Raw genomic sequence first — 20,275 nt, forward strand, 5'->3', positions numbered from 1 at the left:
GTGGCGACTATCAATCGAAACAAACCCTTCCCGACAACAGGACCGGATATGCCCCGCTCGATCTTTCCGCAGCGAGAAATGCACAGCGACTGGGTCCGGCTTCGGACGTTGATCTACCTGCGCTGGACGGCTGTTTTTGGCCAGTTGACCGCGATCATCGTGGCATGGGTGTTTTACGACATCGCGCTGAACCTCTGGCTGTGCTTTCTGGTGGTTGGCGCGGCGGTGGTGGCCAATCTGGCTGCCATGAGGTTTTTCCCCGAAAACCGCCGCCTGTCGGAAAGCGAAGCAATGACGATGCTGCTGTTCGACACCGCTCAGTTGTCGTTCATGCTGGCGCTGACCGGCGGGCTGAACAACCCGTTTGCGCTGCTGATCCTTGTGCCCGCCACAATTGCCGCCACCGCGCTTCAGACCCGCTCGCTGGTGTTTGTGGGCATGGTCACGATCCTGCTGGTGACCATCCTCGGTCTGGGCGACGCGTCACTTTACACCCGCAGCGGTGAGGAAATTCTGGTCCCCGAGGTGTTCAGCTTCGGCTACTGGATGGCAATCGTGATCGGTGTGGTTTTCCTTGGGCTTTACGCCCGCCGCGTCTCGTCCGAGATTCATTCGATGGGCGATGCGCTTCTGGCAACGCAGATGGCCCTGTCTCGCGAACAGAAGCTGACCGATCTGGGCGGCGTGGTGGCCGCTGCTGCGCATGAGTTGGGCACGCCGCTGGCCACGATCAAGCTGGTTTCGGTCGAACTGGCCGACGAACTGGGTGACCGGCCCGATTTGCGCGCCGATGCCGAACTGATATGCGAACAGGCCGACCGTTGCCGCGATATCCTGCGCTCAATGGGCAGGGCCGGAAAGGATGACCTGCATTTGCGCATCGCCCCGGTTCTGGCGGTGCTGCGCGAGGCCGCAGAGCCGCATATGGACCGCGGCAAGACGATTCTGTTCGAGGCCGTTCCCGGCGCCGATAGTTCTGGTAAGCACCCCAATATCTATCGCATGCCCGAGGTTATTCACGCCCTGCGCAACTTTGTGCAGAACGCCGTGGATTTCGCAAAATCGACCGTCTGGGTCGAGGCGAAATGGACCGAAGAGCATATCGTTGTGCGGGTGGTCGATGATGGCCCCGGCTACCCGCCCAGCCTTCTGGGCCGGATCGGCGACCCGTTCCTGACCTCGCGCCGCCCCGAGGCCGAACGCCCCGACAGGCCGGAATACGAAGGCATGGGGCTGGGCCTGTTCATCGCCAAGACCCTGCTGGAACGCACCGGCGCGCAGGTTGAATTCTACAACAGCACACCGCCGCTTCAGGCCGACGATGGCCCGGCTCAGTCGGGCGCCGCAATCGAGGTGATCTGGCCGATTTCCCGCATCATCGCGCCCGAGGGCGCATTGGGCGAAAATGTTCCGATCACTGGCTAAGGCGGAGCCGGGGAGGGGCAGCGCCCAATCTGGCTTAACCCGCCGTTAACCATTCCTGACCATCCTGAGCCAATCGGAAACCGGGCCTAGCGGGGTGTCATGCTGGAAAACTGGGGGTTGGCTCTTGTCATCGTGGCAAGCTCGGTCGCATCGGCGTTGATTGCGCTGATGCTGATTTCGCTTGCCCCCGGCACCGGGCGGCGCCGCGCCAGTGCTGCGGAGCGGCCGCCGCTGGAGGAAACGGTGTTTCTGTTCGACGATCAGCTATTGATCGACGCCACTCCACCGGCTCGCGCTCTGCTGGAGGCGGCGGCGGTCAGCGGCAGCGACTGGGCAAGGCTTCTGGCCTTTCTGAGCCCGCGTTTTGGTGACGTGTCGGCAGATATGGCCAGTTTGGCCGATCGTGGCCGGGTCGAACTGGTCTCTCGGTCTGATGCAGAAACAGCCGCCCCCCTGCGGCTTCTGGCAGAGGACGTGAATGGCCTGGCCCGGATCACCCTGATCGATCCTGAGGCCGAGGGCAGCGGTGTTCTGGTCGATGGGCTGAGCCAGCGTGCGATGGAGGATGAGTTGGCCCAACTGCGAGCCACGGTCGATGCGCTGCCCGCATTGGCCTGGCGCGAGGGGCCCGATGGCGCGGTGACCTGGGCCAACCGCGCCTATCTGCTGCATTCCGACGCTATCGAGGCTGCCGATGACACAATGGTCTGGCCGCTGCCGCGCCTGTTCGATCTGCCCCCCGGCCCTGCCACAGCGCCCCGCCGCTGTCGGCTGGGCGATGAGGGCGAGCATCCGGCCTGGTTTGATTGCTACAGCGTCGGGCCGGACCATGAGGGCCTGCACTTCGCCTTGCCCGCCGATGCCGCGGTGCGCGCCGAACGCAGCCTGCGCGAATTCGTCCAGACCCTGTCCAAGACCTTCGCCGATCTGCCGATCGGGTTGGCGGTGTTTGACCGGCAGCGTCTGTTGCAGATGTTCAATCCGGCGCTGGTCGATCTGATGCAGCTTGGCCCTGATTTCCTGTCGGCCCGGCCCACGCTTTATGCCTTTCTGGACCGGCTGCGCGAAACCCGGATGATGCCCGAACCCCGCGATTATCGAAGCTGGCGCCAGCAGATGACCGAGTTGGAACAGGCCGCGTCGGCGGGGTATCACGCCGAAACGTGGTCGCTGTCCGGCGGTCAGACCTACCGCGTCACCGGCCGCCCACACCCCGGCGGCGCTGTGGCCTTCCTGTTTGAGGATATATCGGCCGAGGTTTCCCTCACCCGCCGCTTCCGCGCCGAGCTGGAACTGGGCCAAGAGGTTCTCGATGCGCTGGAAGAGGCGGTGGCGGTGTTCCTGCCCTCGGGCGATCTGGTCAATTCGAACGCCGCCTATGCCCGGCTTTGGGGGGTGGACCCGTCCAGCACGCTGGGCCGCGTCACGGTGCTGGATGCCGCCCGCGTCTGGCACGACCAATGTCGTCCGACCCCGATCTGGGCGGAGGCGCGTGATTTCGTCGTCCGGCTGGGCGACCGCGCGGCCTGGTTTGCCGGTGCCGAACTGACCGATGGCCGCACGCTGTCGTGCCGGTTTGTGCCGCTGTCGGGTGGCGCCACGCTGGCCGGGTTCCGGCTGGCCGGGCCACTGCCCGCACCGCGCCGCCCGGCGGCATTTGCCGACATCGGCTGATCGTGCCGAATGCGCCTTGCAGCCCCGGGGCCGCGCGGTAAAACTGCCCGCCATGGCCACCTGCGCAACCCTGACCCTGCCGCTGCCCGACGCCCAGGCGACCGCCCGTCTGGGCGCGCGGCTGGCGCCCCTTTTGGGCCGCGCAGATGTGCTGTTGCTGGAGGGCGCCATTGGCGCGGGCAAGACCCATTTTGCCCGTGCACTCATTCTCGCCCGTCTGGCCGCTGTCGGGCGCCGCGAGGATGTGCCCTCGCCCACCTTCACCCTGGTTCAGACCTATGAGGCCGGCGATCTGGAGGTCTGGCACGCCGATCTGTATCGCCTGACCCGGCCTGACGAGATCGCCGAACTGGGCCTGGAAGAGGCCTTCGACAGCGCGCTTTGCCTTGTCGAATGGCCTGACCGGATGGCTGATCTTGCGCCCGACACGGCGCTGCGCCTCAGCTTTCGGCCTGATGCGGGCGAGGGGCGGGTGGTCACCCTCACCGGCCCCGAGTCGCGCTGGGCGCCGGTTCTGGCGAGGCTTGCCAATGGCTGACCGCGCCGCCCGGATCGACGATTTTCTGTCTGCTGCGGGTTGGGCCGGGGCCGCGCGCGCGCCGCTGGCGGGCGACGCCTCGGCGCGTCGGTATCTGCGGCTGACCCACGGCCCCCGCCGCGCGGTTCTGATGGATGCCCCGCCCGAAACCGGCGAAGATGTGCGCCCCTTCCTGCGCATGGCGCGCTGGCTGGCCGAACAGGGCCTTTCGGCCCCGGCCATCCTTGCCAAAGATACCGCCCGCGGCCTTCTGCTGCTGGAGGATCTGGGCGATGATCTGCTGGCCCGTCTGATCGCCGCCGATCCTGCGCGCGAGGCCCCGCTTTATGCTGCGGTCACCGAGATTTTGTTGCACCTGCACACCCGCCCCGTGCCTGGCTTTCTGACCCCGCTTGACGGCCCGGCGCTGGGCGATCTGGTGCGGATCGTGGCCGACTGGTATCTGCCCGGCATTGGTGCTGCGCCTACTGCGGCGGCGGGTGAAATTCCGGGCCTGATATCGGTCGCCTATGCCCGGCTGAACCATGAGGCGCCGGTGGTGGCGCTGCGTGATTTTCACGCCGAGAACCTGATCTGGCTACCGGGCCGCAGTGGTCCCGCGCGGCTTGGCCTGCTGGACTTTCAGGATGCCGTTGCGGCGCATCCGGCCTATGATCTGGTGTCGGCGCTGCAAGATGCGCGCCGCGATGTGCAGGCCGCAGTCGCCGCGCGCGAATGCACCCGCTACGCCGCGGCAGCGGGGCTTGATCCGGCGCGCTTTGCGGCGGTTTATGCGCTGCTGGGGGCGCAGCGGTCGCTGCGCATTCTGGGGGTTTTTGCCCGGCTGTGCATGGCGCGCGGAAAGCCGGGCTATGTCGCGCTGATCCCCCGCGTCTGGGGCCATGTTTGCCAAAACCTCGCGCATCCCGAACTTGCCCCCCTTGCCGCCGCCGTGCGCGCGGCCCTGCCCGCACCCACGCCCGAGCGGCTGAACCGGATCACAGACCAATGTGCCCAGCACCCGATGCGTTGATGCTGTTTGCCGCGGGCTTTGGCACCCGGATGGGCGCGCTGACTGCGACGCGCCCCAAACCGCTGATCAAGGTGGCGGGCCGCGCGTTGATCGACCATGCGCTGACACTGGCCGAGGCGGCTGCGGTGGTGCGGATCGTGGCCAACACGCATTACCTGGCCGACCAGATCGCCGCGCATCTTGCCGGGCGCGGTGTGCGGATCTCGGCCGAGCCGGAGCGGATTCTGGAAACCGGCGGTGGTTTGCGGGCGGCGCGGCCTCTGCTGGGCGCGGGGCCGGTGTTCACGCTTAACACCGATGCTGTCTGGACCGGACCCAACGTGCTAAAAACCCTGCGCGCGGCCTGGTGCGCGCCGATGGGTGCGCTATTGGCGCTGGTGCCGCCCGATCGTGCGCTGGGCCACACCGGCCCCGGCGATTTCACCCTTGGCCCCGATGGCCGCATCACCCGCGGCCCCGGCTATGTCTATTCGGGGGCGCAGATCGTCGATCCCGCGGGGCTTGAAGATATTCCCGAGGCGGTTTTTTCGCTCAACCGCCATTGGGACAGGCTGATCAGCGAGGGTCGCGCCTTTGGCGTCATCCACCCCGGTGGCTGGTGCGATGTGGGCCGCCCCGAAAGTATCCCGCTGGCCGAGACGATGCTGCGGGCCGCCGATGGATAGCCGCGGCCTGTTTGCCCTGCCCCCCGGCACCGATTTTCCGCGCGCGCTGGTTGCGGGTCTGATCGAACGGATGGAGGGCGCCCCGCCCGAGGCGATGGCGCGGGTGCATCTGTATCTGAACACCGGGCGGATGCTGCGGGCGGTGCGTGCGGCCTTTGACGAAACCGGCACCCGGCTTTTGCCGCGGATGCGGCTGATCACCGATCTGGGCGCCGATCCCGTGCCGGGGCTGCCGCCTGCGGTGCCCCCCCTGCGTCGGCGGCTGGAACTGGCGCAACTTGTCGCCGGGCTGACCCATAGCCTGCCCGATTTTGCCCCCGGCACGGGGCTATACGCGCTGGCCGACAGTCTGGCCACCCTACTGGCCGAGATGCAGGGCGAGGGTATCGCACCCGAGGCGCTGGAGCGTCTGTCGATCGCCGACACCCATTCTGAACACTGGGGCCGCAGTCTTGCCTTTCTGCGTATCGTCGCGCGGTATTTCGACCCTGACAGCCCGCCCGACCCCGAGGCGCGCCAGCGCCGGGTGATCGCGGCGCTGGCGGTGCGCTGGGCCGAAAACCCGCCTGATCATCCGGTGATCGTGGCAGGTTCCACCGGGTCGCGCGGGGCCACGGCACTGTTGTTGAAGGCGGTGGCGCAGCTGCCGCAGGGCGCCGTGGTGCTGCCGGGGTTCGATTTTGCCCAGCCCGCAGAGGCCTGGGATAATCTGATCGCTGGGCCGGTTCCGGCCGAGGATCATCCGCAATATCGCTTTGCGCTGCTGATGCGGGCGCTGGGCCAGCCGCCCGCCCAGGTGCGGCCCTGGCACAGCACACCCGCGCCTGTGCCAGCCCGCAATGCGCTGGTGTCGCTGGCGTTGCGCCCCGCCCCCGTCACCGATCAGTGGATGACCGAGGGCGCGCGGTTGGCTGATCTGCCCGCCGCGACCGAGGGGATGACGTTGATCGAGGCGCCAGACCCCCGGTCCGAGGCGCTGGCGATCGCGCTGATCCTGCGGCAGGCGGCCGAAACCGGCGCCCGCGCCGCGCTGATCACCCCTGACCGGCTGCTGACCCGCCGTGTTTCTGCTGCGCTCGGCCGCTGGGGTATCCTGCCCGATGACAGCGCAGGCCAGCCGCTGCCGCTGTCGCCACCGGGCCGGTTCTTGCGCCATGTCGCGGCGGTGATGGGGCGCAAGCTCACGCTTGAGGCGCTGTTCGTTCTGCTCAAGCATCCGCTGACGGCGACGGGCGCGGGCAACCGGGGGCCGCATCTGCGTTTTACCCGCGATCTGGAATTGCACCTGCGCCGCCACGGCCCCGCCTTCCCCGATGCCGCCGCCCTGCGCCGCTGGGCCGGGGCCGAGGCAGACCGTCTGGCCTGGGCTGACTGGCTTGGCGGCACCATAGCGGAGCTGGACATGATCACCGAGGCGCCGCTGGCCACCTGCATCGACCGCCATCTGGCCCTTGCCGAGACCCTTGCCGCTGGCCCCGGCGGCCATATCGAGACGAGCGAACTGTGGCGCAAGGAAGGCGGGCAGGAAGCCGCGCGGATCATGGCCGATCTGGCGCGCGAGGCGGGCCATGGCGGCGTCTACACCCCCGCCGATTATGCCGATCTGTTGGCGGGGCTGTTGCAGGGCGGCACGGTTCGCCAAGGTGCCGCGGCGCATTCCGGCATCATGATCCACGGCACGCTGGAGGCGCGGGTGGCGGGCGTCGATCTGGCGATCCTTGCCGGGCTGAACGAAGGCGCCTGGCCGCAGGCTACCGCGCCCGACCCCTGGCTTAGCCGCCGGATGCGGCAAGAGGCCGGTCTGTTGCTGCCCGAGCGTCAGATCGGCCTGTCTGCGCATGACTTTCAGCAGGCCATCGCCGCGCCCCGCGCCGTGCTGACCCGTGCGCGCCGCGATGCCGAGGCCGAATGTGTGCCCTCGCGCTGGCTGAACCGGCTGGTCAACTTGATGGCGGGCCTGCCCGCGGCGGGCGGCCCCGCCGCGCTTGAGGGGATGCGCGCGCGGGGCCGCCACTGGCTTGATCTGGCCGCATCGCTGGAGGCGCATCAGGTCGCAAGCCTGCCTGCCGAGGCCCATGTTCCGGTCGCGCGGCCCGCGCCCCGCCCACCCGTTGCGGCGCGGATGCGCGAACTGCCGGTGACCGCGATCAAGACCCTGATCCGCGATCCCTACGCCGTTTACGCCGGGCGCATCCTGCGGTTGCGTCCGCTGAACCCGCTGCGCCCCAAGCCCGACCCCCGCATTCGCGGCGAGGTGCTGCACAAGATCGTAGAAGATTTCGTCAAGACCCGCCCCGAGATCGAAACTCCCGAAACCGCGCAGGCCCGGCTGATGCAGGTCACCGGGTCGGTGTTGGCGCTGCTGGTGCCCTGGCCCACCGCGCGGCGGCTGTGGCTGGCCCGGATCGCCCGCATTGCCCCCGCCTTTGGCGAGGCCGAGGCCGCCCGCGCCGCCGAGGGCGCCCCGGTGGTGATTGAAAAGAAAGGCGCTGTGCCGCTGCGCGCCCTTGGCTTTACCCTCACCGCCCGGCCCGACCGGATCGACCTTCTGGCCGATGGCAGGGTTCATATCTTTGACTACAAGACCGGCAAGCCGCCGTCGGAACGGGAAATGAAGGCCTTTGACAAGCAATTGTATCTGGAAGCGGCAATGGCCGAACGCGGCGGGTTCGAGGCCTTTGGCCCCCGCGCCGTTGCGGCGATGAGCCATATCCAGTTGGGCGGCGAGGGCGCCACCAGCCACCATGACGCTGCCCCCGATGTGATCGCCGAGACATGGGCAGGACTGGAAAAGCTGATCGCGCATTACCTGCGCGCCGATACCGGCTTTACCGCCCGCCGCGCCCTGCAACGCACCGAAGAGGCGAGTGATTACGATCACCTCTCGCGCTTTGGCGAATGGGAAATGACGGACACCCCCAACCCGGAGGATGTCTGATGCGCCGGGATGAGGCGACGATCCGTCAGGTGCAAGCGGCAGACCCGATGGCCTCGACCTGGCTTTCGGCCAATGCCGGTTCGGGCAAGACGCGGGTGCTGACCGACCGGGTGGCGCGACTGCTTCTGGCCGGAACCGAGCCGCAAAAGGTGCTGTGCCTGACCTACACAAAGGCCGCCGCGGCAGAGATGCAGAACCGCTTGCTGGCGCGGTTGGGGGCCTGGGCGATGAAGCCCGACGCCGACCTGCGCGCCGAACTTCAGACGCTGGGCGATGACGGCCCGATCCCCGCCGACCGTCTGGCCGAGGCGCGTCGGCTGTTTGCCAAGGCGATCGAAACGCCCGGCGGGCTGAAGATTCAGACGATCCATTCGTTCTGCGCCGCGCTGCTGCGCCGCTTTCCGCTGGAGGCGGGGGTGTCGCATGATTTCACCGAAATGGATGACCGCGCCGCCGCTCTTCTGCGTGCCGAGGTGATTGAGGAAATGGCCGCGGGGGGCGATGTCGCTGCGGTGGATGCGCTGGCCCGCCACTGGTCATCCGAGGATTTCGAGGGCCTGCTGGCCGAGATCGGGCGCCACGCCGAGGCCTTTGCCCAGCCGTTCGACCGGCCCGGCGCGCTGGCCCTGTTCGACCTGCCGCCCGACTATGACGAGGCCGCGTTGCGCGCTGAGGTGTTTCTGGGCGGCGAGGGCGAACTGATCGCCGCGCTGGTGCCTATCCTGCGCGCCAAGGGCGGCAATGACGGCAAGGCGGGTGACCGGCTGACCGAGGCGCCGCTGGGTCTGACGTTGCTGGAAGGCGTCCTGCTGACCGGCGCGGGCGCCAAAGACCCGTTCACTGCCAAGATCGGCAGCTTTCCCACCAAGGCCACCCGCGACGGCCCCGCCGCGCCCCTGATGCCCGCGCTTGAGGCGCTGATGCTGCGCGTCGAGGCCGCGCGCCCCCGGCGCATCGCGCTGGCGGCTGCCGAACGCACGCTCGCGCTGCACCGTTTTGCCGGTGCCTTCCTGCCGCGCTACGGCGCGCGCAAGGCGGCGCGCGGATGGCTGGATTTCGACGATCTGATCGCCCATGCGGGCAAGCTGCTATCTGACCCGTCGGTGGCGCAATGGGTGCTGTTCCGGCTGGATGGCGGGATCGACCACATCCTTGTGGACGAGGCCCAAGATACCTCGCCCGGCCAGTGGCGGGTGATCGAGCGTCTGGCCGAGGAATTTACCGCAGGCGTTGGCGCGCGGGGCGTGACGCGCACGATCTTTGTCGTGGGTGATCGCAAGCAGTCGATCTACTCCTTTCAGGGCGCCGATCTGACCGCATTCGAGGCGATGCGCGCCCATTTCGCTGGGCGCTTCGCCGCCGCGGGCCGTCCGTTGCAAGACCTGACGCTGGACTATTCCTTCCGCTCTTCCGAGGCGATCCTGCGGCTGGTCGATCTGACCTTTGACGGGCGGGTGCAAAAGGGGCTGGGCGGCGAAACCAGACATCTGGCCCATGATGCCGCTCGTCCCGGCCGCGTCGATCTGTGGGAGCCGGTTCCAAAGCCCGATGCGGGGGCGGAGGATGCCTGGGATACACCCCTTGACCTGCGCGGTGAAAGCCACGAGGCGGTGGTGCTGGCGCGCCAGATCGCCGCCGAAATCCGCCGGATGATCGCGGCGGGAACGCGCATCCCCACCAAGACAGGCCCGCGCCCGATGCATGAGGGCGATGTGCTGATCCTGGTGCAGCGGCGCGCGGCGCTGTTTGCCGAACTGATCCGCGCTTGCAAGGCCGAGGGGCTGGCGATTGCCGGGGCCGACCGGATGAAGCTGGGCGCCGAACTGGCCGTGCGAGACATCACCGCGACTCTGGCCTTTCTTGCCACGCCCGAGGATGACCTGTCGCTGGCCTGTGCGCTGCGTTCGCCGCTGTTCGGCTGGACCGAGGCGCAGCTTTACGCGCTGGCCCAGCCCCGCAACGGTTTCCTGTGGGAGGCGTTGCGCGGCACGGGCCACGCCGAAACGCGGGCGGTTCTGAGCGACCTACGCGACGCGGCCGATTTCCTGCGGCCTTATGAGTTGATCGAACGGCTTTTGACCCGGCACGAGGGCCGCGCGCGGCTGATCGCACGGCTGGGGGCCGAGGCCGAGGATGGCATCGACGAACTGCTGGCTCAGGCGCTTGCCTATGAACGCGCTGAGGTTCCCAGTCTGACCGGCTTTCTGGGTTGGCTGGGCGCCGATGACGTAGAGGTCAAGCGCCAGCCCGAGGGCGCGGGCCGGGCCATTCGCGTTATGACGGTGCATGGCGCCAAGGGGCTTGAGGCGCCGGTGGTGATCTTGCCCGATACCGCCAACCGCAAGGACATGCTGCGCGCCGAGGTGATCCGGTTGGGCGGTGCCGCGGTGTGGAAAACCCCCGCCGATGCCAGCCCCGCCATTCTGGCCGAGGCCCGGGCCGAAGCGCTGGAACGGCACCGCGACGAACGGATGCGGCTTTTGTATGTGGCGATGACGCGGGCCGAAAGCTGGCTGATCGTGGCCGCGGCGGGTGAGGTTGGCCCGGAAAGCTGGCACGCGCTTGTGGCGGCAGGGATGGAGCGTGCGGGCGCCGCGGGGCTGCGCCTGTCGGCAGCCGAGGCGTCCTTTGGCCCGGTGCGCCGCCTGTCTTTTGGCGACTGGCCCGAAGATTGCCCCGCGGCCCCGGCGCCGGGCACCGCCGCGCCCGCGCTGCCCGGCTGGGTGCTGGCCGCGCCGCCTGCGGCGGTGGCCGCGCCGCCGATCCTCAGCCCCTCGGATCTGGGCGGTGCCAAGGCGCTGCCGGGCGAGGCGGGGCTGGATGAGGAAACCGCCCTGCGCCGCGGCAGCCAGTTGCACCGCCTGTTGGAGCATCTGCCCGGCTGGCCCGTGGCCGACTGGCCACAGGTCGCGCCCGTGCTTCTGGCGGATGCCTCCGAAGCCGAGGTTGAGGCCGCGTTGAACGCCGCGCGCCGGGTGCTGGCGACCCCCGATCTGGCGCCTTTCCTCGCACCCCAGGCGCTGGCCGAGGTGGAAATCACCTCAGCCCTGCCCACACTGGGCCGCCGGATTCACGGCGCCATCGACCGGCTGCTGGTCGCCCCCGGCCTGATCCGTGTGCTGGATTACAAATCCAACGCCGTGGTGCCGCAATCTGCGCAGGATGTGCCCGAGGGCATCTTGCGCCAGATGGGCGCCTATGCCGAGGCGCTGGGCCAGCTTTACCCCGGCCACCGTGTTGAAACCGCGGTGTTCTGGACGGCGACCGCCACACTGATGCCTTTGCCAGCCGATCTTGTCGCCGCAGCGCTGGCCCGTGCCCAGGTTGCTTGACGCCGCCGGGGGCGGGGCCTAACCTCTCGTGCAATCAGTTTTGTCAGGAGATCTCCCATGGCTACCCATGCCGTTACCGACGCCACCTTTGACGCCGAAGTGCGCCAGTCAGACATCCCCGTTGTCGTCGATTTCTGGGCCGAATGGTGTGGCCCCTGCCGTCAGATCGGCCCCTCGCTGGAGGAATTGGCCAAGGAATTTGCCGGCAAGGTCAAGATCGTCAAGGTCAATGTGGACGAAAACCCCGACAGCCCGGCGATGTTGGGTGTGCGCGGCATTCCTGCGCTGTTCATGTTCAAGGGCGGCGAGGTTGTGTCGAACAAGGTTGGCGCTGCCCCCAAGGCCGCGCTGAAAACCTGGATCGAAGGCTCGATCTGATCGACCGCCGCCGCCATTGAAGGGCGCCTTCGGGCGCTCTTTTGCATGGGCGGACAATGGGCCGCCTTGCGCCGACGTGCCCCCAGGCACATATTTCCTCCGAACGAACGGGGGCGATGATGGCGGAAGACAGATTTCCCGGCTGGCACGGCACCACCATTCTGGCGGTGCGCAAGGGCGGTCGCGTGGTGGTGGCGGGCGATGGGCAGGTCAGCCTTGGCAACACCGTCATCAAGGGCACGGCAAAGAAGGTGCGCCGCCTGATGCCCGGCGGGCACCCCGTCGTGGCGGGCTTTGCCGGGTCTACGGCCGATGCTTTCACCTTGCTGGAACGGCTGGAGAAAAAGCTGGAAACCGCGCCGGGGCAATTGGCCCGTGCCTGCGTGGAACTGGCCAAGGATTGGCGCATGGACAAATACCTGCGCAATCTTGAAGCCATGCTGATCGTCACCGACGGACGCACGCTGTTTGTCATCACCGGCGCGGGCGACGTTTTGGAGCCGGAACATGATGTGGCCGCCATCGGCTCGGGCGGAAACTTTGCGTTGGCAGCCGCCCGCGGGCTGATGGAAACCGATTTCGACGCCGAAACCGTGGCCCGCAAGGCGATGGCGATTGCGGCCGATATTTGCGTGTTCACAAATGGCAATCTGACGGTTGAGTCGATCAATGGCTGAAACCATCGACGACAGCCTGCGCGCCGCCGCCGCCGGCATCGTGACCGAGGCGCAGGCAGCCTCGGTTCTTGCGCTGCACCATGCCCGCGCCGGTCGGCGCGAGGGTATGCCCGCCGAGGATGAACCTTTCGAATTTTTCCGTGGCTTCTCCGAAATCTTTGTTTCGGTCGGCCTTGTGATCCTGTTTTCCGGCGTGGGGCTGCTGGTCACGCTGCTGTCGGGCTTTGGCGCGCTGGTGACGGTGCCCGCGGTGGGCGCGGCGCTGGCGTGGTATATGGCGGGCTATTTCACGATCCGGCGGCGGATGAACCTGCCGTCGATGGTGCTTGCGCTGGCCTTTGGCGGGGGCGTGTTCCTGTCGGTCTCGATTTTGCTGAACTGGTCAGGCGCCAGCCCGCGCGGGGTGCTGACCTGGGCGGCGGTGGCGGGCATGGCGGCCATGGCCGCCTTTTACGGCCGCTTCCGTTTGCCGTTTGCAATGTTCGTGACGGGCCTGTTCGGGCTGGTGCTGACCTATACGCTGACCGCCTCGGCGCAATCCATGCTCAATCTGGGTCGGGCCGAATTTGGTGGCCTGTTCGACCTGCGCAACAGCCCCGAATTTGCGCTGGCCACGCTGGGCTTTGGCATGGCCGCCTTTGTCGCCGCCATGAGCTTTGACCTGCGCGACCCGCACCGTCTGGGCCGCCATTCGGCCACCGCCTTCTGGCTGCATCTGATGGCGGCGCCTGCGCTGGTGAATACGGCGGCGATGACGCTTTACAACATCGGCACCACCACCGGCATGATTGCCACCGCTGCGGCGCTGGCCGCGATTACCGCGTTGGCGCTGGTGATCGACCGTCGGTCGTTCCTGACAGCGGGCATCGCCTACCTTGCGGCGCTGATCGTCTGGGCGGTGCAGGGTGACGGCGCTGTTAGCGCCCGGCAATGGGCCGCGATCCTGATCGGCCTGGGCGCGGTTCTGACCGCGATCGGCACCTGGTGGGTGGCCCTGCGCGCCGCCCTGATGCGGGCCTTGCCCGATTTTCCCGGCAAGCGCCGGTTGCCCCCCTATGCGGAGTGATCCATGACCACCCTGACCCCGCGCGAGATCGTGTCCGAGCTTGACCGCTTCATCATCGGCCAGGGCGACGCCAAGCGCGCCGTGGCCGTCGCCTTGCGCAACCGCTGGCGCCGCAAACAACTGGCCGACGATCTGCGCGAAGAGGTTTATCCCAAGAACATTTTGATGATCGGCCCCACCGGCGTCGGCAAAACCGAGATCAGCCGCCGCCTTGCCAAGCTGGCCAAGGCACCGTTCCTGAAGGTGGAAGCCACCAAGTTTACCGAAGTGGGCTATGTTGGCCGCGACGTGGAACAGATCATCCGCGATCTGACTGACGCCGCCATCGTCGAGACCCGCGCCCGGATGCGCGAGGAGGTCAAGGCGCGCGCGCAGAAGGCCGCCGAAGACCGGGTGATCGAGGCTATCGCCGGGGTCGATGCCCGCGAGGGCACGCGCGAGATGTTCCGCACCAAACTGCGCAAGGGCGAGTTGGACAACACCGTCATCGAGGTCGAGGTTGCGGATGTGGCCCCCGCCATGCCGATGATGGACCTGCCGGGTCAGAATGGCGCGGGCATGATGAATTTGGGCGAATTGCTGGGCAAGGCCTTTGGCGGCCGCAAGATCCGCAAGCGACTGACGGTGGCGGAAAGCCACGAATTGCTGGTGTCGGAAGAGGCAGACAAGCTGCTGGACGACGAGGCGGTGAAGGCTGCGGCGCTTGAGGCGGTGCAGGAATCCGGCATCGTCTTTATCGACGAAATCGACAAGGTCTGCGCCCGCGCCGAAACCCGCGGCGCCGATGTCAGCCGCGAGGGCGTGCAGCGCGATCTGTTGCCGTTGATCGAGGGCACGACGGTTTCCACCAAATACGGACCGGTGAAAACCGACCATATCCTGTTCATTGCCTCGGGCGCCTTCCACATCGCCAAGCCTTCGGATCTGCTGCCCGAATTGCAGGGCCGTCTGCCGATCCGGGTAGAATTGCGCCCGCTGACCGAGGCCGATTTCGTGCGCATCCTGACCGAAACCGACAATGCGCTGACCCGGCAATACACCGCCCTGATGGCGACCGAAGAGGTCGAGGTGGGCTTTACCGAAGACGGCATCGCCGCGCTGGCCGCGATTGCGGCCGAGGTCAACCGAAGCGTCGAAAACATCGGCGCGCGGCGGCTTTATACGGTGATGGAGCGGGTGTTCGAGGAACTGTCCTTCACCGCCCCCGACCGTGGGGGCGAAACGGTTACGGTGGATGCGGCCTTTGTCGAAAAACACCTGGGCGATCTGTCGCGGTCGGCCGATCTGTCACGTTATGTGCTGTAAGATCGGGCGCCCCCGCCCGCAGGGGGCGAGGCACTGCTCTGGTTTGGGGGCGTAAAAGCGGCTAAGGTTGCGGGCGGTCAGGGTTTGGGGGCGGAATGCAACGATTTGTCGTCATTGCGCTGGTCGTGCTGGCGGCTTGCACGCCGCGCGCCGAAATCACCTACGCGCCCGCTGCCCTGTCATCCCAGCCGCCGGTGCCGGTCTTTGTGGGCACCACCCGCGGCCCCGACCCTGACACCGGCGCCGACCTGACGCGGGGCCGGTCTGAAACCCTGCGCTTTGCCCGTTTTGACGTGTCCGTGCCGCCCGATCGCAAGGCGGGCACCATTCCCTTGCCGCCGCGCAACCGCGCGCCGGACCCGATGCGCGAGTTTTCCGTCAGCGGGCAACAACTTTACTCCGCCAAAGCGGCCTTTCGCGCCGACCTTTCGCGCGCGCTGGCCAGCCATGGCCACGAGGCGGTGATTTTTGTGCATGGCTACAACAATACGCTGGCCGATGGTGTTTACCGTTTTGCGCAGATGGGCCGTGACCTGAAACTGCCGGGGGTCTTGGTGCATTATTCCTGGCCCTCGCGCGCCAATGTGTTCGGCTATGCCTATGACCGCGACTCGGCGTTGTTTGCGCGCGACGGGTTCGAACGTCTGCTGCGCGAGGTGTCGGCGGCAGGGGCGCGGCGTATCGTTATCGTGGCGCATTCGATGGGCGGGGCGCTGACCATGGAAACCCTGCGCCAGATCGCCATTTCCGGCGATGGTGCCGTTCGAAACCGCATTGCGGGGGTCGTTCTGATCTCGCCCGATCTGGATGTGGATGTGTTCCGATCGCAGGCGCGGCGGATCGGGCGGCTGCCGCAGCCGTTCATCATCTTTACATCGGAACGCGACCGGGCGCTGGCGCTCTCGGCGCGGGTGGCGGGCGAGGGCGAGCGCCTGGGCAACCTGCGCGATGTCACGCGCGTTGCCGATCTGGAGGTGACGATGGTCGAGGTTGGCGCCTATTCGTCGGGTGACGGTCATTTTACCGTCGGCTCATCGCCCACGCTTCTGGCTCTGCTGGGGCGGGAAGGCGAGTTGAACGCTGCCTTTGCCGGCGACCGTTCGGGGCAGGCGGGGCTGTTGCCCGGCTTTGTGTTAACCGTGCGCGATGCCACCCGCATCGTTCTGGCCCCGGTCGAGGAGCTGGTCGAGGGAATGGCGAACTAACCGCCCCGGCGCAGGTAGACGTAATAGGCGCCCGCGCCGCCGTGTTTCAGGTGTGCCTGCGAAACTTGCAGAACCACCTGCCCCAAGGGCGGCTGATGCAGCCAGTGCGGCACCTGATGCCGCAGCACGCCCTGTCGTTGCGGGATCGGCCCCTCATCATGGCCACGCTTGCCCTTGCCGGTAATGACCAGAACCAGCCGCCGCCCGGCTGTATGCGCGTTCAGCAGAAAGCGGATCAGTTCGGGGTGCGCCTCGGCCAACGTCATGCCATGCAGGTCGATCCGCGCCTCGGGGTCCAGCTTGCCGCGCGTCATCTTCTGATGCGCCTTGCGGTCCATGCGGATCGGCGCTTGCGCCAGCCGTTCGGCGGGGGAGGGGGCAAGATCAACCCGCAGGGCCGCCGCCCTGGCCGACTGGCCGATGTGGAACCCGGCAAAATCGGACCGGGATTTTTGGGGCGGGGCAGGCTGCTGCGGCGGTTTGGGCGGGTCGTTGTCATCGGCGGCTGCGGACCGTGCGGGGTGCAAGGCGGTTGTGCTGGCGGCCACGCGCAGCCACAGATCGCGTTCCTCGGCGCTTGGCTTGCGGGGGCGGCGGCGGGTCATGTGGCCGCCTTCGGGTGCAGCACCCGGATCTGGCCCATGGCATTCAGCGCACCGGCCCGCGCGCCCGCCGCCGCGCCTGTGCCAAAAAAGATATCGCCCCGCCCGGCCCCCCCGGATGGCGCTGCCGGTATCTTGCGCGATCATCAGGCGCGGGGGCAGGCCGGGGCAGGCGACCCAGACCGGTGCGCCCAGCGGCACATGCGCCGGGTCAACCGCAAGGCTGCGCAGCGCGGTCAGCGGCCTGCCCATCGCACCCTGCGGCCCCGCGTCTTCGGGCAGGTCCAGCGGGCGGAAAAAGACGAATGAGGGGTTTTCGTTCAGTAAATCGGCCACCTGCGCTGGATGCGCCGCGCACCAGTCGCGGATCGCCTGCGCCGACATCTGACCCGCTTCAATCGCCCCGCGATGGATCAGTGCGGCCCCGATCGAGCGGTAGGGGTGGCCGTTCTTGCCCGCAAATCCCAGCCGCAGCGAGCCGCCGCCTTCCAGCATCACCCGGACAGATCCCTGCACCTGTGCCAGAAATGCCTCGATTGCGGTTTCCAGCCAGACCAGTTCCAGCCCGGCCAGCGCGCCGGTGGCGGCAATCTCGGCGCGGGTCAGCCAGGGCTTGCCCGGTGCAAGCCCGGCGGGGGCGGCGTAAAGCGGATGGGCAAAGCGCGCCGAGGGCGCCTGTGCGCCCGGCACCGCAGGTTCATAATAGCCTGTGAGCCGTGCTGGCGTGGCGATGGAAGCGGGGTGAAAATGCGCCTCGAAAAACGCTTTGGCCACGCCCCCAATCGGGGTTTGTGGCGCCTCGGACCACAGGTCACGGGTGACGCAAAACGCCGCCAATGCGGCGGCGTGATCATCCTCGGCCCAGCCGGGAAGGTCGCAAAAGCCGGGCCCGCCCGCCATTCTCGGGCGTCAGCCGCCAGTGGCGACAAGCTGCCAGTTCGGATCGGCGCTGCCCATCTTGCGCGCAAAGGTCCAGACATCGCGCTGCTTTCTTGACGCCTTCGGATCGCCTTCGACGACATCGCCTGCGGCGTTGCGCGCGACCGAGACCAGTTCGCCCATGAAGCGCACGGTTACTTCGGCCTCGCCCGAGGTGCGGTCGAAGTGCGCATCGTGCAGAGCCAGTTCGCGCAAGCCAAGAAAATCGGCCTGCACTTTCAGACCTTGCGTTGCCCGTGTCTCTACCACCTGATCGAAGGCGTCATAAACCTCGGGGGCGAGGAACGCGCGCACCTTTTCCAGATCGCCCCGCTCGAACGCCATCAGGATCATCTCATAGGCACCACGCGCGCCTTGAAGAAACTCGTTGACCGAAAACTTCGGCTCCACCTGCTTCATCGCCGCCAGCGCGCGGGCGGCATCGCTGCCCTCGGGCACATGGTCAATGATGTCGCGGTCCGCACCGCCGTCGATCACCTCAAAGCTGCGGCGGGCGGGTTTGTCATCGGGCAGGACCACCGGCTTGACCGGCTTTTCAAACCCGTCGCGCGTGCCCAGCACGTTTTTCAGCCGCAGGATCAGAAAGATGGCGACGGCTGCCAGAACAAGCAGTTGTATCACGGCATTCGACATGGGGCGATCCTCGGGCAGGCAGCGGGGGTGGTGGCTTGGCTCATCCCCACTTATGTAGGATAAGGGCGCGGTCAAGTCCATTGCCGCGCCGAAAAGGCGCCTGCACGCAGGAAAGGGCAGATCATGTGGCTTTTTGCGGCCTTTCTTCTGGTTCCGGTCATCGAGATCGGCCTGTTCATTCAGGTTGGCGGCCTGATCGGGCTGTGGCCGACGCTGGGGCTTGTGCTGCTGACCGCGGTGGTTGGCACTGCGGTGATGCGCACGCAGGGCGCGCGCGCCCTTGCCGATCTGCAACGCGCGATGAACGAGTTGCGCGACCCGACCGCACCCTTGGCGCATGGCGCGATGATCCTGTTTGCCGGGGCACTGCTGTTGACGCCGGGGTTTTTTACCGATGCGATGGGGCTGGCGCTGCTGGTTCCGCAACTGCGCGAGGCGCTGTTGCGGCGGCTGGCGCGCCACATGCAGACGGTCAGCTTTACCATGGGCGCAAGCCGCAGGCCTGCGCCACGCGGCGATGACGTGATCGAGGGGGATTTCATCGAGATCGACCCCGAAAAGCGGCCGCCGCAGGGGCCTTCGGGCTGGACGCAGCATTGAGGCGCAAGGGTCGGGGTGTTACACCCGGTGCAACGCAGCCCACCGGAGACAGAGATGACCGATCAAGACACTGGCGCCGCCCCGCAGCAGGCGCCGCAGATGAAGATGAGCGTTCTGGCGCAATTCGTACGCGACATGTCGTTTGAAAATGTCGTCGCACAAAAGGGTCTCGGCTCGGCCGACGTTCAGCCGGAAATGCAGGTGCAGGTCAGCCTTGATGCGCGCAAACGCCCTGCCGATCACCAGTATGAAGTGATCACCAAGTTCAAGATTTCCTCGACCAACAAGGCCGACAAGGCGCCGCTTTACCTGCTGGAGGTGGATTACGGCGGCATCTTCCACATCGAGGGCGTGCCCGAAGACCAGCTGCACCCGTTCCTTCTGATCGAATGCCCGCGGCTGCTGTTTCCCTTTGTGCGCCGCATCGTGTCGGATGTGACGCGCGATGGCGGCTTTCCGCCGTTCAATCTGGATACCGTTGACTTTCTTGCGCTTTACCGTGCCGAACTGGCGCGCCGGATGGAACAGACGCGCCCTGCCGATCAGCCGCTATCCTGAGCCTGCGCTCTCTGGGATTTGCGGCAACACGCCACAGCGGCAAGCTGCCTAGGTGACGATACATGCCGCCCCCCTGACAGTTGGGGGCGGCGTTTCCATATCCGGGTGGACCATGGCAGAGATGATTCCCGCCTGGGTCGATGGCAAGCTGACCCCGGTGGACAAGGTTGATGTGCATCGAGAAGGGCTTCGCCACAGGGCGGTGTCGGTCTTTGTCATGGATGGTGAGCAGATCCTGATCCAGCGCCGCGCGACCGGCAAGTTTCATGGTGTGGGGTTGTGGTCGAACAGTTGTTGCACCCATCCGCGCTGGAACGAATCGCCCGAAGATTGCGCCACGCGCCGCCTGCGCGAGGAACTGGGAATTACCGGCATTTACCCCGCCTTTGCCGACCGGCTCGAATACCGCACAACCCTGGGCGACGGGCTTGTTGAACACGAGGTTGTCGATATCTTCCTTGCCTTTGGCTGGGTCGGCATGGCGCTGACGCCAAACCCTGACGAAGTTTCCGATCTGCGCTGGGTCGGGCTTTACGATCTCGCCGCCGATGTGGTGCGCCACCCTGATCGCTATACGATCTGGCTGCAGATTTACCTTGAAGAGCACATGGACCGGATCTTTGCGGCGCTTCTGCGCAACTGATCGCCCCTGTCGATCACATTTCAGCCCGGCGCCCGTCTGTGGTGCTGGAAATCTGCGCTGATTGCTGCGAGGCTTGGGCCTGATG

General features: G+C 67.0%; 17 protein-coding genes and 1 pseudogene. 15 read left to right on the forward strand and 3 right to left on the reverse strand.

All coding sequences use genetic code 11. The annotated features are described in order from the left end of the window. The first annotated feature begins 48 nt into the window (after positions 1 to 48). The 12 genes from regB (at position 49) to C5F46_RS06945 (ending at position 16,215) form a co-directional block, all read left to right on the forward strand. On the forward strand, positions 49 to 1,425 hold the full coding sequence (gene regB / locus C5F46_RS06890) for a sensor histidine kinase RegB (protein ID WP_107324656.1): 1,377 nt from the start codon (positions 49 to 51) through the stop codon (positions 1,423 to 1,425). A gap of 99 nt (positions 1,426 to 1,524) precedes the next feature. Beyond that, positions 1,525 to 3,099 carry a PAS-domain containing protein gene (locus tag C5F46_RS06895; protein WP_107324625.1) on the forward strand — a complete coding sequence of 525 codons (1,575 nt, stop codon included), beginning with the start codon at positions 1,525 to 1,527 and terminating at the stop codon, positions 3,097 to 3,099. Positions 3,100 to 3,151: 52 nt separating this feature from the next. After that, complete coding sequence (gene tsaE / locus C5F46_RS06900; RefSeq protein WP_107324626.1) at positions 3,152 to 3,637, forward strand: tRNA (adenosine(37)-N6)-threonylcarbamoyltransferase complex ATPase subunit type 1 TsaE; 486 nt, start codon at positions 3,152 to 3,154, stop codon at positions 3,635 to 3,637. After that, positions 3,630 to 4,649: an aminoglycoside phosphotransferase family protein gene (locus C5F46_RS06905; protein ID WP_107324627.1), complete on the forward strand. Its 1,020-nt coding sequence runs from the start codon at positions 3,630 to 3,632 to the stop codon at positions 4,647 to 4,649. The genes tsaE and C5F46_RS06905 overlap by 8 nt, the downstream gene beginning before the upstream one ends. Continuing rightward, the gene (locus C5F46_RS06910; protein ID WP_107324628.1) at positions 4,625 to 5,314 is read left to right on the forward strand and encodes a nucleotidyltransferase family protein; all 690 of its coding nucleotides are present in this window, start codon (positions 4,625 to 4,627) and stop codon (positions 5,312 to 5,314) included. Before C5F46_RS06905 ends, C5F46_RS06910 begins: the two co-directional genes overlap by 25 nt. After that, on the forward strand, positions 5,307 to 8,252 hold the full coding sequence (addB, locus tag C5F46_RS06915) for a double-strand break repair protein AddB (RefSeq protein WP_107324629.1): 2,946 nt from the start codon (positions 5,307 to 5,309) through the stop codon (positions 8,250 to 8,252). The genes C5F46_RS06910 and addB overlap by 8 nt, the downstream gene beginning before the upstream one ends. Continuing rightward, positions 8,252 to 11,584: a double-strand break repair helicase AddA gene (gene addA / locus C5F46_RS06920; protein ID WP_107324630.1), complete on the forward strand. Its 3,333-nt coding sequence runs from the start codon at positions 8,252 to 8,254 to the stop codon at positions 11,582 to 11,584. Before addB ends, addA begins: the two co-directional genes overlap by 1 nt. 57 nt (positions 11,585 to 11,641) lie before the next feature. Further along, complete coding sequence (gene trxA / locus C5F46_RS06925; RefSeq protein ID WP_107324631.1) at positions 11,642 to 11,962, forward strand: thioredoxin; 321 nt, start codon at positions 11,642 to 11,644, stop codon at positions 11,960 to 11,962. A 119-nt stretch (positions 11,963 to 12,081) separates the two neighbouring features. Beyond that, positions 12,082 to 12,639, forward strand: a complete 558-nt coding sequence (gene hslV / locus C5F46_RS06930) for an ATP-dependent protease subunit HslV (protein WP_107324657.1) — start codon at positions 12,082 to 12,084, stop codon at positions 12,637 to 12,639. Next, entirely contained in the window at positions 12,632 to 13,705 is a 1,074-nt protein-coding gene (locus C5F46_RS06935) for a hypothetical protein (RefSeq protein WP_107324632.1), read from the forward strand. Before hslV ends, C5F46_RS06935 begins: the two co-directional genes overlap by 8 nt. Before the next feature lie 3 nt (positions 13,706 to 13,708). Beyond that, positions 13,709 to 15,010, forward strand: coding sequence for an ATP-dependent protease ATPase subunit HslU (gene hslU, locus C5F46_RS06940; protein ID WP_107324633.1), 1,302 nt, complete (start codon positions 13,709 to 13,711; stop codon positions 15,008 to 15,010). Positions 15,011 to 15,105: 95 nt separating this feature from the next. Beyond that, positions 15,106 to 16,215 (forward strand): alpha/beta hydrolase, encoded by a 1,110-nt coding sequence (locus C5F46_RS06945; protein WP_107324634.1) that lies wholly within the window; start codon positions 15,106 to 15,108, stop codon positions 16,213 to 16,215. Here the strand turns inward: C5F46_RS06945 and C5F46_RS16860 are convergent. The 3 genes and pseudogenes from C5F46_RS16860 to C5F46_RS06955 all read right to left on the reverse strand — a co-directional run bounded on the left by C5F46_RS16860 (position 16,212) and on the right by C5F46_RS06955 (position 18,389). Then, positions 16,212 to 16,820 (reverse strand): Smr/MutS family protein, encoded by a 609-nt coding sequence (locus tag C5F46_RS16860; RefSeq protein WP_133618509.1) that lies wholly within the window; start codon positions 16,818 to 16,820, stop codon positions 16,212 to 16,214. The two genes, C5F46_RS06945 and C5F46_RS16860, sit on opposite strands and share 4 nt — an antisense overlap. 111 nt (positions 16,821 to 16,931) lie before the next feature. After that, positions 16,932 to 17,717, reverse strand: a pseudogene (locus C5F46_RS16865) (MltA domain-containing protein); the annotation flags it as partial. A 9-nt stretch (positions 17,718 to 17,726) separates the two neighbouring features. After that, positions 17,727 to 18,389 carry a Tim44/TimA family putative adaptor protein gene (locus C5F46_RS06955; protein WP_107324636.1) on the reverse strand — a complete coding sequence of 221 codons (663 nt, stop codon included), beginning with the start codon at positions 18,387 to 18,389 and terminating at the stop codon, positions 17,727 to 17,729. 123 nt (positions 18,390 to 18,512) lie between these two features. Here C5F46_RS06955 and C5F46_RS06960 point away from each other — a divergent pair, with 123 nt between their 5' ends. The 3 genes from C5F46_RS06960 (at position 18,513) to C5F46_RS06970 (ending at position 20,190) form a co-directional block, all read left to right on the forward strand. After that, positions 18,513 to 18,989, forward strand: coding sequence for an FxsA family protein (locus C5F46_RS06960; RefSeq protein WP_107324637.1), 477 nt, complete (start codon positions 18,513 to 18,515; stop codon positions 18,987 to 18,989). A 54-nt stretch (positions 18,990 to 19,043) separates the two neighbouring features. Beyond that, positions 19,044 to 19,547 carry a protein-export chaperone SecB gene (gene secB / locus C5F46_RS06965; RefSeq protein ID WP_107324638.1) on the forward strand — a complete coding sequence of 168 codons (504 nt, stop codon included), beginning with the start codon at positions 19,044 to 19,046 and terminating at the stop codon, positions 19,545 to 19,547. Positions 19,548 to 19,659: 112 nt separating this feature from the next. Continuing rightward, the gene (locus tag C5F46_RS06970; protein ID WP_107324639.1) at positions 19,660 to 20,190 is read left to right on the forward strand and encodes an isopentenyl-diphosphate Delta-isomerase; all 531 of its coding nucleotides are present in this window, start codon (positions 19,660 to 19,662) and stop codon (positions 20,188 to 20,190) included. Positions 20,191 to 20,275 lie beyond the last annotated feature (85 nt).

Origin of the sequence: Phaeovulum veldkampii DSM 11550, assembly GCF_003034995.1 — a bacterium.
GTDB lineage: Bacteria > Pseudomonadota > Alphaproteobacteria > Rhodobacterales > Rhodobacteraceae > Phaeovulum > Phaeovulum veldkampii.

Excerpts from the sequence above, each read along its gene's own strand:
- hslU (WP_107324633.1), top strand. The coding sequence starts at position 13,709 with ATGACCACCCTGACCCCGCGCGAGATCGTGTCCGAGCTTGACCGCTTC.
- C5F46_RS06905 (WP_107324627.1), top strand. The coding sequence starts at position 3,630 with ATGGCTGACCGCGCCGCCCGGATCGACGATTTTCTGTCTGCTGCGGGT.
- hslV (WP_107324657.1), top strand. The coding sequence starts at position 12,082 with ATGGCGGAAGACAGATTTCCCGGCTGGCACGGCACCACCATTCTGGCG.
- C5F46_RS16860 (WP_133618509.1), bottom strand. The coding sequence starts at position 16,820 with ATGACCCGCCGCCGCCCCCGCAAGCCAAGCGCCGAGGAACGCGATCTG.
- C5F46_RS06955 (WP_107324636.1), bottom strand. The coding sequence starts at position 18,389 with ATGTCGAATGCCGTGATACAACTGCTTGTTCTGGCAGCCGTCGCCATC.
- secB (WP_107324638.1), top strand. The coding sequence starts at position 19,044 with ATGACCGATCAAGACACTGGCGCCGCCCCGCAGCAGGCGCCGCAGATG.
- C5F46_RS06895 (WP_107324625.1), top strand. The coding sequence starts at position 1,525 with ATGCTGGAAAACTGGGGGTTGGCTCTTGTCATCGTGGCAAGCTCGGTC.
- C5F46_RS06960 (WP_107324637.1), top strand. The coding sequence starts at position 18,513 with ATGTGGCTTTTTGCGGCCTTTCTTCTGGTTCCGGTCATCGAGATCGGC.
- C5F46_RS06935 (WP_107324632.1), top strand. The coding sequence starts at position 12,632 with ATGGCTGAAACCATCGACGACAGCCTGCGCGCCGCCGCCGCCGGCATC.
- addA (WP_107324630.1), top strand. The coding sequence starts at position 8,252 with ATGCGCCGGGATGAGGCGACGATCCGTCAGGTGCAAGCGGCAGACCCG.
- regB (WP_107324656.1), top strand. The coding sequence starts at position 49 with ATGCCCCGCTCGATCTTTCCGCAGCGAGAAATGCACAGCGACTGGGTC.
- addB (WP_107324629.1), top strand. The coding sequence starts at position 5,307 with ATGGATAGCCGCGGCCTGTTTGCCCTGCCCCCCGGCACCGATTTTCCG.
- tsaE (WP_107324626.1), top strand. The coding sequence starts at position 3,152 with ATGGCCACCTGCGCAACCCTGACCCTGCCGCTGCCCGACGCCCAGGCG.
- C5F46_RS06945 (WP_107324634.1), top strand. The coding sequence starts at position 15,106 with ATGCAACGATTTGTCGTCATTGCGCTGGTCGTGCTGGCGGCTTGCACG.
- C5F46_RS06970 (WP_107324639.1), top strand. The coding sequence starts at position 19,660 with ATGGCAGAGATGATTCCCGCCTGGGTCGATGGCAAGCTGACCCCGGTG.
- trxA (WP_107324631.1), top strand. The coding sequence starts at position 11,642 with ATGGCTACCCATGCCGTTACCGACGCCACCTTTGACGCCGAAGTGCGC.
- C5F46_RS06910 (WP_107324628.1), top strand. The coding sequence starts at position 4,625 with ATGTGCCCAGCACCCGATGCGTTGATGCTGTTTGCCGCGGGCTTTGGC.